This window comes from Paenibacillus sp. 1A_MP2 (genome assembly GCF_052244825.1).
Taxonomy (GTDB): Bacteria; Bacillota; Bacilli; order Paenibacillales; family Paenibacillaceae; genus Paenibacillus; species Paenibacillus vandeheii.
In genome coordinates this window covers 5,370,697-5,385,342 of the sequence record NZ_JBQQCS010000001.1, presented here as the reverse complement: position 1 = coordinate 5,385,342, position 14,646 = coordinate 5,370,697, and the positions used below count along the sequence as shown (strand labels likewise).

The 14,646-nt window shown below is 47.0% G+C and carries 12 protein-coding genes and 2 pseudogenes; 12 read left to right on the top strand and 2 right to left on the bottom strand.

Features of this window, described 5'->3' with window-relative positions; translation table 11 throughout:
• Nucleotides 1–39 precede the first annotated feature (39 nt).
• The 11 genes and pseudogenes from ACTWJ7_RS26220 to ACTWJ7_RS26170 all read left to right on the top strand — a co-directional run bounded on the left by ACTWJ7_RS26220 (nucleotide 40) and on the right by ACTWJ7_RS26170 (nucleotide 11,433).
• Nucleotides 40–2,966: pseudogene (locus ACTWJ7_RS26220) on the top strand (extracellular solute-binding protein).
• Nucleotides 2,967–3,041: 75 nt separating this feature from the next.
• Nucleotides 3,042–3,953, top strand: a complete 912-nt coding sequence (locus tag ACTWJ7_RS26215) for a carbohydrate ABC transporter permease (protein ID WP_079346742.1) — start codon at nucleotides 3,042–3,044, stop codon at nucleotides 3,951–3,953.
• A gap of 2 nt (nucleotides 3,954–3,955) precedes the next feature.
• A complete protein-coding gene (locus tag ACTWJ7_RS26210; protein ID WP_079346345.1) occupies nucleotides 3,956–4,819 on the top strand; it encodes a carbohydrate ABC transporter permease in 864 nt (287 codons plus the stop codon).
• 11 nt (nucleotides 4,820–4,830) lie between these two features.
• A complete protein-coding gene (locus ACTWJ7_RS26205) occupies nucleotides 4,831–5,715 on the top strand; it encodes an NHL repeat-containing protein (protein WP_443146003.1) in 885 nt (294 codons plus the stop codon).
• A gap of 5 nt (nucleotides 5,716–5,720) precedes the next feature.
• Nucleotides 5,721–6,296 carry a hypothetical protein gene (locus tag ACTWJ7_RS26200; RefSeq protein WP_443146002.1) on the top strand — a complete coding sequence of 192 codons (576 nt, stop codon included), beginning with the start codon at nucleotides 5,721–5,723 and terminating at the stop codon, nucleotides 6,294–6,296.
• Nucleotides 6,277–6,897: a YIP1 family protein gene (locus ACTWJ7_RS26195; RefSeq protein ID WP_079346341.1), complete on the top strand. Its 621-nt coding sequence runs from the start codon at nucleotides 6,277–6,279 to the stop codon at nucleotides 6,895–6,897. The genes ACTWJ7_RS26200 and ACTWJ7_RS26195 overlap by 20 nt, the downstream gene beginning before the upstream one ends.
• Before the next feature lie 215 nt (nucleotides 6,898–7,112).
• Nucleotides 7,113–9,229: pseudogene (locus tag ACTWJ7_RS26190) on the top strand (DUF5696 domain-containing protein).
• Entirely contained in the window at nucleotides 9,148–9,495 is a 348-nt protein-coding gene (locus tag ACTWJ7_RS26185) for a DUF5696 domain-containing protein (RefSeq protein WP_443146424.1), read from the top strand. Before ACTWJ7_RS26190 ends, ACTWJ7_RS26185 begins: the two are co-directional and overlap by 82 nt.
• The gene (locus tag ACTWJ7_RS26180) at nucleotides 9,492–9,983 is read left to right on the top strand and encodes a carbohydrate ABC transporter permease (RefSeq protein WP_443146001.1); all 492 of its coding nucleotides are present in this window, start codon (nucleotides 9,492–9,494) and stop codon (nucleotides 9,981–9,983) included. The genes ACTWJ7_RS26185 and ACTWJ7_RS26180 overlap by 4 nt, the downstream gene beginning before the upstream one ends.
• Nucleotides 9,977–10,390, top strand: a complete 414-nt coding sequence (locus ACTWJ7_RS26175; RefSeq protein WP_443146000.1) for a carbohydrate ABC transporter permease — start codon at nucleotides 9,977–9,979, stop codon at nucleotides 10,388–10,390. Before ACTWJ7_RS26180 ends, ACTWJ7_RS26175 begins: the two co-directional genes overlap by 7 nt.
• Before the next feature lie 32 nt (nucleotides 10,391–10,422).
• Complete coding sequence (locus tag ACTWJ7_RS26170) at nucleotides 10,423–11,433, top strand: carbohydrate ABC transporter permease (RefSeq protein ID WP_079346335.1); 1,011 nt, start codon at nucleotides 10,423–10,425, stop codon at nucleotides 11,431–11,433.
• A 222-nt stretch (nucleotides 11,434–11,655) separates the two neighbouring features.
• Here ACTWJ7_RS26170 and ACTWJ7_RS26165 read toward each other — a convergent pair whose 3' ends face one another.
• Nucleotides 11,656–13,053: a hypothetical protein gene (locus ACTWJ7_RS26165; protein ID WP_079346333.1), complete on the bottom strand. Its 1,398-nt coding sequence runs from the start codon at nucleotides 13,051–13,053 to the stop codon at nucleotides 11,656–11,658.
• Nucleotides 13,054–13,387: 334 nt separating this feature from the next.
• On the opposite strand from ACTWJ7_RS26165, the gene ACTWJ7_RS26160 reads away from it, so the two are divergent.
• Entirely contained in the window at nucleotides 13,388–13,795 is a 408-nt protein-coding gene (locus ACTWJ7_RS26160) for a hypothetical protein (RefSeq protein WP_443145999.1), read from the top strand.
• 328 nt (nucleotides 13,796–14,123) lie between these two features.
• On the opposite strand, the gene ACTWJ7_RS26155 is transcribed toward ACTWJ7_RS26160, so the two are convergent.
• Entirely contained in the window at nucleotides 14,124–14,396 is a 273-nt protein-coding gene (locus ACTWJ7_RS26155) for a SunI/YnzG family protein (RefSeq protein WP_079346329.1), read from the bottom strand.
• Between the last annotated feature and the right edge of the window lie 250 nt (nucleotides 14,397–14,646).

The following is a 14,646-nucleotide window of genomic DNA, read 5'->3' as shown; positions in this document are numbered from 1 at the left end:
GCATTGCTGGTATCAGCCTTGATGAGGAGGGCTCGTAGGATGGCTGGAATTCTACAACGAAAGAAATGGATCCTGCCTATAGTCATTGCAGCAGCGGCAGCCTGCGTCATACTTTTGCTTACTTCCGGTGCAGGTGTAAAGAGTGCAGTTGTGCCTTCTGGCAGTTTGCCTGCTATTGAGGTGGATGCCATCTTGCAGCAGACGAGGCAGAAGAACGGATATGAACAATATCTGTCCCAAGCAGGCCAGGCCTCATCACCGAATGTGGACCTGACCATTGAAGCAGGAGACTACATACGGGCCGAGGGTGAAGAAGTACGCAAGCTGAATGATTATGAGGGCAAGCCAGGTATATCGCTTCATACCGGGAGACAGGCGAGATCGACTGGGTCGTTGATGTGCCGGAAACCGGGCTGTACAACCTCTCTGCTGTCTATTTTCCCGTAGAAGGCAAGAGTTCCGCAATTGAGCGTGCATTGTATATTGACGGTGAACTTCCGTTTGCGGAAGCCGCCTATTTGCAATTTGACCGGGTATGGGGCAATGAAAAGCAAGCCGTTGAACAGGATAATCAAGGCAATGATCTTCGCCCAAAACAAGTGGAGAAGCCCCGTTGGATGGAGGAAACATTTCAGGACTCGGACGGGTACGAACAGGCTCCATTCAAGTTCTATCTGGAAAAGGGAGAGCACACGTTAACGCTGAAATCCTCTCGCGAACCCATGGTGATTCGATCGATACGGCTATTCAATGAGAAACCGGCCGTTCCTTATGCAGATACCGCAGGGGCGCAGCAGACGGACTATTCCGATCAGCCTAAGGATGTGCTCATCCGAATTGAAGGGGAAGCGGCTGTTGCCAAATCTTCACCTACGCTATATCCAACCAGTGAAAGATCAAGTTCAGCCGTTTCTCCGTACAGTGCTTCCCGGGTGCGTATGAATACGATTGGCGGCTTTAACTGGCGACTGCCAGGACAGTGGATCGAATGGGAAGTGGATGTGCCGGAGAGTGGACTGTATCACATCGGTTTTACCGCTCAGCAAAATTTTGTAAAAGGCATCTATTCCACGCGCAAGCTGACCATCGATGGCGAGATTCCGTTTGCAGAGATGACGAAGGCGCCGTTCCGTTACCAAAGTGATTATCGCATTGATGTGCTGGGCGGTGAGGAAGCTTACAAGTTCCAGTTGGCCAAAGGCAAACATGTCATTCGGCTGGAGAACAGCCTGGGCGACTTCGCACCACTTATTCGCAATGTGGAGGACAGCCTGTACAACCTGAACTCCATGTACCGGAGAATTCTGATGATTACTGGCACCAAGCCGGATGAATTCCGGGATTATCGGGTGGAGAAGCAGATTCCGAATCTGCTGGAGGTGTTCAGCGGGGAAAGCAAACGTCTGAAGGAAGTGGCAGGGCAACTTCGTCTCCTGTCAGGACAGTCCAGCGATCAGGAGGCGTTGATCCAAACGATGGCCCAGCAATTGGATGAGATGATCGATAAACCGGATACCATTCCAAGAAGACTTGCCGCTTACAAAACGAACACGGGCGGACTGGGGACTTGGGTGCAGCAGGCTCGCGAGCAACCGCTTGAAATTGATGCCCTCTATATTGCTTCATTGGACAGGAGTATTCCCGGTACGGGTATGGGTCCACTGGCGAAGCTCGGTCATGAAGCGAAGACATTCTATCATTCGTTCTTCATTGATTATAACCAGATCGGGAACGTAGCCACATCAGAGGATCAGCGTACGGTGACGGTCTGGATCGGCAGTGGCCGGGATCAGGCGAATACGATGAAAGCGATGATTGATGAGACATTTACACCGGAGAGCGGGATTAACGTCAATTTGAAGCTGGTCAACATGGGTACGCTGTTGCCGGCCACTTTATCGGGTGAAGGACCGGATGTCGCGATGCAGATCGGCAATGATCTGCCCGTGAACTTTGCCATGCGGAACTCGGCTGTGGATCTCACCCAGTTCAGTGACTATAGCGCGGTGGAAAAGGAGTTTAGAGAAAGTGCCATCGTACCGTACGCTTACGATTCTGGTGTATACGCCTTGCCCGAGACACAGACCTTTAATATGTTGTTTTACCGTAAAGATGTGCTTGCAGAGCTTGGGCTTGAAGTTCCTCAAACGTGGGATGATGTCGAGAGCCTGCTGGCGATTCTGAGCAAAAATCATATGGAATTTGGCATGCCGGTAGTGGCCCAGGCCAACATGCAGGGTGTGAACATCCCACCTAACTCGCAGTATGCCACGATGCTGCTCCAAAACGGCGGCTCCTTCTACCGGAATGACGGCAAGGAATCGGATCTGGATTCACGCATCGGTATTGAGACATTTAAGAAATGGACAGAATTTTATACCGATTACAAGCTGGAGCGGGAATACGACTTTGCCAACCGTTTCCGAACAGGACAGATGCCGATTGGTCTGACAGATTACACGATGTATAACCAGTTGTCTGTATTTGCACCGGAGACCCGTGGATTATGGGGATTTGTTCCGGTTCCGGGGACGGTGCAGCCGGATGGAACATTGAATCGGGACGTTCCAGGTGGCGGCAGCGCGGTCATGATGCTGGAAAGCGCCAAGGATCAGGAAGCCGCGTGGGAGTTCATGAAATGGTGGACCAGTACACCGGTTCAAGCCGAGTTTGGTCGCGAGATGGAAGGGCTGATGGGTGCGGCTGCGCGTTATCCGACGGCAAACATCAAGGCACTGGATTCACTACCGTGGCCTGCTGAGGATTATGCGAATCTGAAGGCACAATTCGAGACGGTGAAGGGCATTCCCGAGGTGCCGGGCGGTTATTTTACCGGACGCCATCTGTTCAATGCATTTTACAAGACGGTCGTGGGCCAAGTGGAAGCCAGGGAATCCATCATGGATTACACCCAGTATATTCAGGACGAGATTCGGATCAAGCGTAATGAATTTGGTCTTCCGTAAGCAGAGGGAGGGTTAACAGTGTCACAAATATCACTCCGAGATGGACAAAACAGTCCTCCTGAGAAAACACCAGGCATGGGCATGAAATCATGGTGGTCCTGGAAGCTCAAGGAAATGAAGGCCAGCAAACATTCCTATGTACTGCTCGCTCCCTACATGATTCTGTTCACCATGTTCACTGTAATTCCGGTGGTCATCTCCATCATACTCAGCTTCACCTATTTCAACATGCTGGAGTTTCCGCGTTTTATTGGCTGGCAGAACTATACCCGGCTGTTTCTGGAGGATGACGTATTCCTGATTGCCATCAAAAATACGTTGCTGTTTGCCATTATTACCGGACCCATCAGTTATATTGCCTGTTTCGTATTTGCGTGGATCATTAATGAATTAACACCCAAATGGAGAGCGTTCATGACGCTGATCTTCTATGCCCCATCCATTTCGGGGAATGTCTATTTTATCTGGCTCATGATTTTCTCGGGGGATCGCTATGGGATAGCCAATGGACTGCTGATCAAATGGGGATTTCTGCTGGAGCCAATCCAGTGGTTGAAAACGGAAGCCTACATTATGCCAATCCTCATTCTGGTGCAATTGTGGCTGAGTCTTGGCACAGGCTTTCTGGCTTTTATCGCCGGTTTGCAGACCGTAGACCGGACGTTATATGAGGCAGGCGCGGTAGATGGAATCAAAAATCGCTGGCAGGAGCTTTGGTATATTACCTTGCCTTCGATGCGCCCACAGCTGATGTTCGGTGCGGTCATTCAACTCACAACCTCGTTTGCCGTGGCGGATGTCTCCATTGCACTGGCTGGGTTCCCGAGTGTGAACTATGCGGCAGAGACGGTGGTGACCCATTTGATCGACTTCGGAACAACGCGGTTTGAAATGGGGTACGCTTCGGCAATTGCAACCGTGTTGTTCATGATTATGGTGGGCACCAACCTGCTGGTACAGAAACTGCTTCGAAGGGTGGGAGAATAGCTATGGCTGCAATTGCGACAGGCAAAAGGCGGGTAAACCGCTCTTTATCAGGAAGCATCTCCCTGTTTGTCCTTCTGCTCGTATTTGGTGCTTTCATGGTGCTGCCGCTGATCTATGCGATTAATAATGCATTCAAACCGCTGGATGAGATTTTTACTTTTCCACCAACACTATTTGTCAAAAATCCAACGTTCAGCAATTTCACTGATTTGCTGAATCTGCTGAGTGACTCGTGGGTTCCGTTCTCACGATATATATTCAACACGGTATTTATTACGGGCATTGGCATCGTGGGCCATGTGCTGCTTGCTTCGGCAGCGGCGTACCCGCTCGCCAAGCACAAATTTCCGGGCAAAGTGTTCATGTTTCAGGTCGTTGTGCTTTCCCTGATGTTTACACCTGCTGTCACGGCTATTCCCAACTATATGATCATGTCATGGTTGGGCTGGATTGACACATATTGGGCTGTGATTATTCCGGCATTCGCCTATTCATTAGGTCTGTATCTGATGAAACAGTTCATGGAGCAGATCCCGGATGCATTGCTGGAAGCAGCCAAAATTGACGGTGCGAGTGAATATCGGATTTTCTGGTCCATTGTTATGCCAAATGTAAAGCCAGCCTGGCTCACCCTGATCATTCTGTTGTTCCAGATGCTGTGGGGCAGTGATGGCAATGGATACATTTACAGTGAACAGCTCAAGACCTTGCATTATGCGGCGGGTCAGATCATTCAGGGCGGGATATCCCGGGCCGGGGCAGGTGCTGCGGTGGCGCTTATTTTGATGAGTGTACCCATCACGCTGTTTATTTTCTCACAGAGCCGCATCATTGAGACGATGGCGAGCTCGGGCATGAAGGAATAAGGGGGAACGATATGGCACGCACAGTGAAAAGATGGCTTGTTCTCCTGGCGGCAGTATCGCTGCTGCTGGTGAATGCCGTGCCTGCGGCGGCCTCCCCGGCGCCGTATGAGAGCTATAACTACAACTACTGGAAAGAGGCTGTTCCTTCACCGGATGCCTACCTGCCTCAGCGAACCATTTCGGGCAGCGACCTGGGTATTGGTGAATTTAAGGACCCCGCTGATGTGAACGTCTCTGCCTCCGGGCAGATTTATATTTTGGATAGTGGCAACAGCCGAATTGTTGTGCTGGACGAGAAATATAAGCTGCTGCGGGTGATCGAAGGATTTATGATGGACGGCAGCAAGGAGAGTTTTAATGCTCCAGGTGGATTATTCGTAGACGAAGAGGAGCGAGTATACATCGCTGATACAGGGAACAGCCGCGTGGTTGTCCTGGATGCGGAAGGCCAGCTGATCCATACCATTACGAAGCCAGAGTCTGATATCCTCGCCACCAATTTTCAATTCCAACCGCTGAAATTGACGGTGGATCGGGTAGGCCGGGTGTATGTGGTGGCTCAGGGTGTCTACGAAGGAATAATGCAGTTTGACGAGCGTGGGCAATTCATCGGATACGTCGGTACGAACAAGGTGGAACGCGACTATGGCGAATACATTTGGCGGATGCTCTCAACCAAAGCCCAGCGGGCGCAGATGGTTTTGTTTGTACCGACCGAGTTTTCCAATGTGGATATCGACGCCAAAGGGTTCGTGTATGCGACCAATATCGACCCGGGTTCCAGCGAACCGATTAAACGTCTCAATCCATCCGGCGAGGATGTGCTGAAGAGATTTGGTTACTTTGAAGTCAAAGGAGATATCCGATTCCGCAATAATCCGGTCCGTCCAAACTGATTGATGTGAAGGTACTGGGCAACGGTATGTACAGTGTGCTGGATGCGACGCAAAACCGGGTGTTTACTTACGATGATGAAGGTCATCTGCTCTACGTATATGGAGGCAAAGGTAATCAGGTGGGAACGCTCAAAACACCAGTCGCCATGGAACAATCCGGGGATCATCAACTGGTACTGGATCGAGGGAAAAGCAATCTGGTTGTCTATGAGCCAACACGGTTTGGAGCCAGCGTGAATGAGGCGGTTGCCCTTCATTATCAAGGTGAGGATACGGAGGCTGTTCATATTTGGAAAGAAGTGCTGAAGCTGAACGCGAATTATGATATCGCCTATATCGGTATTGGCAAATCCTTGCTGATGGAGAAGAAAAACAAGGAAGCGCTGGGTTACTTCGAGCTGGGTATGGATCGCAAAAGTTACTCTGTCGCGTTCAAAAGATATCGGCGAGAGATGATGAAGGAGCATTTCGGCACCTTTCTGACGCTTGCCATCGCACTGATTTTCATGCTGATCCTGGTCCGAGTGGCGGTTAAATGGAGACGGAGGAGGCAGATTGACCGTGAAGCAGGATTACATTAGGTTTCCGCTGCATCTCATTTTTCACCCCATTGATGCATTTTGGGATATCAAGTCGGATCAGCGGGGCAGGTTGACCGTTGCTTTTGGTGCACTGGCGCTTACTATCATCATGATGATTTTGCAAAAACAATACGCGGGGTTTCTTGTGAATTACATCGATCCTCGCACAATCAACAGCATAGGGGAGATGGTAACGGTTGCAGTGCCGTTCTTTCTTTGGTGCATAGCCAATTGGGCGGTAACCACCCTGATGGAAGGTGAAGGAAAGTTCAGGGAGATTTTTCTCGCAACAGGATACTCACTCATTCCGATTATTTTGATCTATATCCCGATGATTATTATCAGCCGGTTTATGGTACAGGAAGAGACGGCTTTTTATTATTTGTTTAATAGTATCGCGTTCTTCTGGTTTCTGCTGCTGCTCTTCATTGGCACGATGACGGTACACCAGTACACCGTGATCAAAACGATCCTGACGATGCTGCTGACAGTAATTGTCATGGGCATTATTGTGTTCCTCGGGGCACTGGTGTTCAGCATGTTGCAGCAGTTATATGAATTCGGTTACAACATCTATCGTGAGTTGATTTTTCGGACCTAAAGGAGGCGGCATCCGTGAACAAAAGGCAACGAATATATACGGTGCTGGCCAGTGGTGCTGCTGTGATCCTGATTGCGGCTGGACTGCTGTATATCAATAACAGGGGAGTACCTGCTGTGGAAGCAGCGGCTTATCTTGAAGCAACAACAGAGGCTGTATCAACCGAGACGGAGTCACTGCAATTCCTCACGGATTCTTCACAGGGTGTGCCGGGTATGCGACTGGTCGAAGAAGATCAGGAACTGGCGCTGTATTACAACGAGGAAACGACGGAAATTGCCGTTCGTGATATAGCGAGTGGGCAGATCTGGTACAGCAATCCGAAGGAACGGTCTGCGGACGGTCTGGCTTCCGCTTATGAAAAGGAAGTGCTGTCCTCCCAGCTGAACGTGTCATTTCGGGATGCGATCGGTACACTGGAGAACTTTCCAAACTTTAGCTCCAGTATCAGCAACAAACAGTTCGCAGCCGTCAATGTGGATCAGGGCATTCGCGTTACATACACGCTAGGGGATACCTCGCTCGGCATTGATGCCCTGCCCAAACTGATCAGCAAACAGCGTCTGGAGGAAAAGGTTCTTTCGAAACTGGATGCCACAGTGGCAAGATATACATCTGCTCGTTATTATCCAACCAAAACCAACCCGGATGTGCTGGAACGGTTGGATGGACAGATCTCAAAGCAGCTTGTACTGAACAAGATGCTGGATGCCTTTGAGGCGGCGGGGTACACCGCAGACGATCTTGCTTTTGACAATAAGGAAAATGGGGTTGAAGGCGGGGGCACATCGGATAAGCCGAGCTTCGTCATTCCGGTGGAATATCGGCTGGATCAAGGCTCGCTGGTTGTAACCGTGCCGCTAAGTCAGGTGAAAGAGAACGGACAATACCGCATTCGTAATATCGATCTGCTCGCTTACTTTGGTGCCGCGGATACGAAAGGTGAAGGTTATATGTTTGTACCTGACGGTTCAGGCAGTCTGATCCATCTGAATAACGGAAAGGTCAAGGAGGAGCAGTACGTACAGCGTGTGTACGGTGCAGATCCGAACGACAATTCACTTAGCCGCCCGCAGGTCAGTGAATCTGTTCATATGCCTGTCTTTGGTTTGAAGAACGGTGAACATGCCTGGTTTGCCGTGATTGAAAAGGGGACGGCATGGCCAGTATCTCTGCGGATATTGGAGGCAGGCAAAATAGCTACAACCACGTATACGGCACATTCTCCCTGCGGGGTGAGGATGAGCTGGAGATGTATACCTCGCAAAAGATGCAGGAGATTCAGCTATTGAGCGAGGAACCATACCGTGGGGATATTCAGGTGCGATACCATTTCCTCAACGGCAAGGATGCCAGCTATTCCGGCATGGCCCGCTTGTATCAGCAGCAATTGGTGGGGCAGAACGTACTGAAACCGCTGGAAGACGAATCGGCATTGCCTTTTTACGTGGATGTGTTAGGTGCAGTGGACAAAAAAGCTTCATTCCTGGGTGTACCTTATCGCACCACATTGGCAATGACGACATATGAACAGGCGGCTGAAATGGCTGCCAAGCTGCAGCAGGAGGGTGTGAATCGCGTGCAGATGCGGTATCAGGGATGGTTTGGCGGAGGTTTCAGTCACCATACACCCACCCAGGTCAAGCTGGACAGTGAAGTGGGCACTCGGTCCGAGCTGCATGATCTGTCTGAACAACTGAAACAGTCTGGCGGAGCGTTATTCCCTGATGTGGCGTTCCAGCGTATTTATCACGACGATTGGAACTTTGCTCCCTCCTCCGATGCAGCGCGATTTGTCACCAAGGAGACAGCTGAATTGTATCCCTACAGTCCTGCCCTCAACCGGATGGATCAGAGCAAAGACAGTTATTATCTGTTGTCGGCCGCCAAGCTTCCGTATGTAGTGAGCGAGTTTGCCGGGAAAATCAATAAACTGGAGCTCAGCTCATTATCGCTGCGTGATCTCGGGCAGGTATTGAGCTCGGATTATCGCGATCGTCGTGTCATCCACCGGGAGACCGCGAAGAACATCGTGAAGGAGCAGCTGGGCAAGCTGCAGCAGGAGTATCCGAACATGATGTTATCCTCCGCTAACGCCTATGCATGGGGATATACGCAGCATATAGTGGATGTTCCCTCAGGCTCCAGCCGATTTAATATTACCGATGAGGAAGTTCCTTTTTATGAAATGGTCATTCATGGATATATGGATTACGCTGCTTCCGCAATGAATACGTCAGGGATCAGGATCTGCGCAAACAGCTGCTTCGCAGTCTGGAGCTGGGCTCCGCTCCTCAGTTTCAATGGACGTATGAACCATCATCCAAGCTGAAGCTGACCAGTTATGATTCGGCATATGCCACTGACTATGCATATTGGGTAGATGACGCAGCTGCATTATACAAGGAAGCAAATGAGGTATTAGGGAATTTGCGGAACCAGCTAATAACCGAGCATGAACGAGTTCAGGAAGGTGTTGTACGAGTCACTTACAGTGGCGGTGCATCTATCTTGATCAATTACACGGATGATCCGGTAACGATGGATGGAATTACCGTTGGCGGGGCGGACTATGCAGTGGAAGGAGTGAACCGATGAGAACCCTTCGTTTATCGCTGAAATCCAGGAGAGCACTGCTTGGACTTGCATTTATTTCACCATGGCTGATTGGTTTCATCTTCCTGTTCGCTACGCCACTGCTGCAATCGATCCGGTTCAGTTTGAGTAATCTGTCGGTTGCCCCAGGAGGATATGTACTGGATTTTGTAGGATTGAAAAACTTCAAGGATGCCATTCTAGTCGATGCTACATTTAACCGGATCTTGGTGGATTCGGTTGGAGCGATGCTGCTGAATGTGCCCATGATTCTATTCTTCAGTCTGTTTACAGCGACTCTGCTTAACCAGAATTTCAAGGGCAGAACGATGGCGCGTGCCATCTTCTTCCTGCCGGTCATACTGGCCTCCAGTGCGGTGGCAGCTGCTGAGTCCGCAGGGTTGATCAATCTAATGGGGGACGCGAGTGCGATTGAATCGTCTACCGAAGGGGAGCCTCATTTAACGTCATTTCAATGGTGCGAATGCTGAATGATGTGGGGCTGCCCATGGCTTATGTGGATTATATCGTGGAAGCCATTATGCGTATTTACGATATTGTCAGCAGCTCTGGCGTACAGATTCTGATTTTCCTTGCGGCGCTGCAATCGGTACCCGGTTCCATGTACGAAGTGGCCAAAATTGAAGGCGCAACAGCCTATGAATCATTCTGGAAAATTACGTTTCCGATGGTGAGTCCATTGATCCTGACAAATGTTATCTATACCATCATTGATTCCTTCGCAGGCAGTCCGGTGACCGAGGCCATCTATCAGACGGCGTTCAAAACCCAGAACTTCGGCCTAAGCTCGGCCATGTCCTGGCTGTACACCCTGGTCATCGGTCTGGTATTGGTTGTTGTCGGATGGCTACTGTCACGGCGGGTTCATTATAACTGAAAGTTAACGAACGTTGAAGGAGGCATGAGACTATGGCTGTATCGGGAACGGATCGCATGGTGGTGGTTCCGAAAGACAACTACCGCATGCAGAGGGGACGAAACAAGACATCGGACCTCCTGTATTCCATATTTAGATATGCACTGGTTATCGGTATTTCATTTATTATTTTGTATCCGTTATTTCTTAAAATCTCGGTTGCGTTCAAGGATAAACAGGATATCTATAATCCGACTATCTATATGATTCCTCAGCATTTTACGTTGGATAATATCAAGCTTGCGGCACAGGTGATGGATTATTTGCCTTTGCTGGCGAACACGCTGTTGTTCGTCACGATTACAACGCTGCTCACAGCCATATCCTGTGCGTTAGCCGGGTACGGCTTTGCCCGCTTTTCTTTTCCTGGCAGCAATGTGCTGTTTGTGTTGGTCATCCTCACCATTCTTGTTCCGACAAGCACCCTGATGGTGCCGATGTATCTGCATTTCCGCAACTTTGACATCCTGGGGATGGTTCATCTGTTCACGGGGCGAGAGGGGGTTAATCTGCTGAATACATACTGGCCGTCCATGATTACCGCGGCTACGGCAGGCGGGCTGAAGGCAGGGCTGTTCATTTATATTTTCCGGCAATTCTTCAAGGGTATGCCCAAGGAAATTGAAGAAGCTGCGCTGATCGATGGAGCAGGTGGGTTTCGGACCTTTGCCCGAATTATGCTGCCGAATGCCATTTCACCGCTGATTACGGTCATTCTGTTCTCTTTTGTCTGGCAGTACAACGATACATTCTACTCGGCGCTATTCATGAGTGAAAGTCCACTCATCTCACTGAAGGTGGCATCATTGCCTGCTCAAGCTAACCAGTTGATTCCCCAATTGATGGGTTTTGGTTCTAACTCGGGCATGAAGGCAGATCCGAACTATGTTGCCATGATCGTGGATACAGGCATTCTGCTGGCGATTGCACCGCTCATTATTTTGTATTTGTTTGTACAGCGTTATTTCGTGGAGAGTATTGAACGCTCCGGGGTTGTTGGATAAGAAGAAAGTACTCACGTTTACTGGGGACTGATGAATTATTTATGGCAAGGGCGTCCGAAAATCTATCCAAGTGAGGTGGATGATTCGGGCGTTTTTTTAGTTGTTAACTGCCAAAGACAATATTTCTATTTCGGCTACGATGAAAAGATCATATCCTTCGGGTTTAGAAGACATACAGCCCGAGTTCTCTGAGCAGAACTTGGGCCGTATGTTACACTTCTTTTATTTGGCAATAATTGTTATACCTGATAGATTTAAATCACTGTAAGTAGTCCAGATAGGCTCATACACTTTATAAGTTCCAGGAGGAATAGGGCTTTGATCACTAGTTAGTGTTACAACGCCAGTATGAGTACCAGCCAAGTCGAATGTCCATCCCTGCAGAGAATTGTCATAGGCATAGTTAGTCAAAATGGGGCCGCCACTGTCACCTCCTATTGAAGTATATCCTGTTGCAAGTACTTCATTATGTTTGTAGCCGTACCCAGCTCCTCCCCAATAAATATCAACGTTTGAATAAGCAATTTTTCCTGAAGTGGTAGAACCGCTATTCGCTCCTCTTAAATACACTGTATCCCCAGGGGTATCACTAACATATACGCCGGTAACCATAGCCATATTTGAAGTGGATGGGTATGGAACTCTTGGACGTCCTGAATAATCAGAGTTTAATGTTATATATCCAGCATCCGAGGAAGCATTTGAACCATCCCCTGAAGATGTTGTTCGAAATGTGAAATTTCCAATAGTTGAATAGCTCCAAGTGGGTTGGTACCAAGCATTTACTGTGCCTGTTGGTTGGCAATGTCCAGATGTCACTAGTACCTCTCGGTTATTTTGATTTACTCCAAAGTACCCAGCCGTACATACCGAGAGTTGATAATTATCTCCGCTTACCTTTTCATAATTTCCTCCTATTTTAGATCCCATGGGAAACTGGGAACCGTAATTAGTATTATCAGTTTCAACCTTAAGTGAAGAAGCTGGTAGAGTTGTGAATTCAAGCATATCTGAATGTGTAACAAGATTAGCGACTGATTCTTCGCTTAGACTGGATTCTTCATCCATCGCGATGATTAGTTTATTGTTTTGTACATCGGGAATAAGCGCGCGAACGGTACCGGGCTTAACATTTTCTCTAATGGTTTTCTTTGCATTCTCAATATCTTCCCAAGAAAATTTTGTGACTTGAAATTCAATTTTATCGCTATTTTTAACCGAGTTTAGAACCTTTGTTTTTAATTGTTCGATATCTTGGGTAATCTGCACTACCACTGTTCCCTTGTCTTCAGAGTAATAATGTCCCGAGAACTTTGTGGGCTCGTTTTCTATTAATTTTTTAATTATAGGGATATCATACTTAATTCTGTTTTTCTCCACATAATTTTTTAAAAGGGATGTAGTTTGGAGCTTTTCCTGAGATTCGAACATTTGCAAGGGATATGGAGTTTCATTCAGATTGTTTTTCTGTGTGATTTCTGCAATGTCCCAGATAGAACCAGTTAATGTTTTCCAGCTATACTCATTATTTTCTTCTGCACTTGAAATTCCACCCATATTGAGGCTTAGTAGAACAGAAGAAACTAGAGTAACCAAACCTATTAATTTTCTGATTTTCATTTTAGCAGTCCTTTCTTTTTTGTATTAAAGCTTTTCAACAAAATTAAAGACGAAGGTGTAATAAGTTGAAAATACCCCCTTTCACTTCGTTTTTTATGGAATATTATACAATTAAATGATATATTTGTGGTTATTTTCAGTGATTTATTTGAATTAAATCCCTTTTTATGATTTTTTTATTCGAAATAATCTTCGATCATGAAACAATTTATGAATTATCTACGTCTGTTCTAAAAGGGAGGTGAGTTAGCTTGAAAATGTTTATAGCTTTGTTTGTTTGCCTAAGTTTGTTTGGATGTCAATCACTAAAAGAAGATAAAGCTATGATTAATGGATGGGAGGGATTACCCAAATTGGAGAAGCAAGAAGACTCTCTTTCTCGGTCAATATCTCTGCTCCAAAAAAAGTAAGGGTCAATGAAATGTTTACTGCCATAGGTAATTTTGATGTGAAGTCCAAGCAAAAACTGCAAATAGCTAGCAGGGAGAAGGTGTTCACATTTTTTGTCAAAGATAGCAGTGGACGACAAATTAATTCTTCGTTTGTCTCTGATGCAGGCATAATTCGTGAAATTTCAAGAAAAACCACCATTCCCGAGGAATTCAATTATAAGATTAAGGAGCCAGGCAGCTATGAAATATCTGCTGTTGCCGAATTTACTATAACTAAGAGCGGTAAGTCTAGTAACTACACTATTAAAACAAATACTCAAAGAATTGAAGTTATTGAAGATAATCAATAGAAAGAGCTCTTCAGGAAAGTTGTTTAACTCTGGGGTTAAAGTCTGAAGAAATCGACAAAGCCTTAAAGGGCGGATTTCGTGGAGTGCAAAGTTTAACGAATTATTCAGTTACAAAGCTGCCATGGAATTTTAAAATGACAAAATAACGTCTCTGTGATCGGTTAAACCACAGGCTAGTGGACATTGGGGCGAATAGTGTTCACTTGAGTCTTTAGACTGGAATATACCCGCTAAAAAAAGTAACCGTCATTTTAATATTTATGGACATTCGAGTCTGATCAGGTATTTTATTTGCAGTTAGAATTGTTCTTGCCACGAACTAAATTTTTCACTCTGAAGAGTTATGAGTAAGCATCGAATTAATCTTCGGAAATAAAGCCTCATTGGAAGTAAAAAGAATGTAGGATTGATTGGTTGTGCGGATTAGAATTGTTTCCGAAGCACCATACGCTGCGCCGATTCGAACGGCTGAAGATTCACTTCCACCATATGTATCATCAAGGGTAACCGCTCTAATATCTGAGATGGGAATTTCTATTTTGGAAAGCTGCCAACGGATGATTAGTTGATTCTCTAATTGCTGTACCTTAATGCCTAACATAATAAAGCCCTCCTTTAGTATCTCAGCTAACCATGTAATTCTTCTCTTTATAAATAAAATACTATTCAAAATTTATAAATGGTAATACATGGCTTAATTATACTCGATGAGTACTTAATAGGATATATAAGCAGGACAACAGGCGATCTAAGCAGCTTAAAATTATACAACCGTCAGAATTCGTGAAACAAGATATTAGACGGATTGTCTTATAGAAAAACAGCAGCAGTCATGGACCGAAAAATCCTAG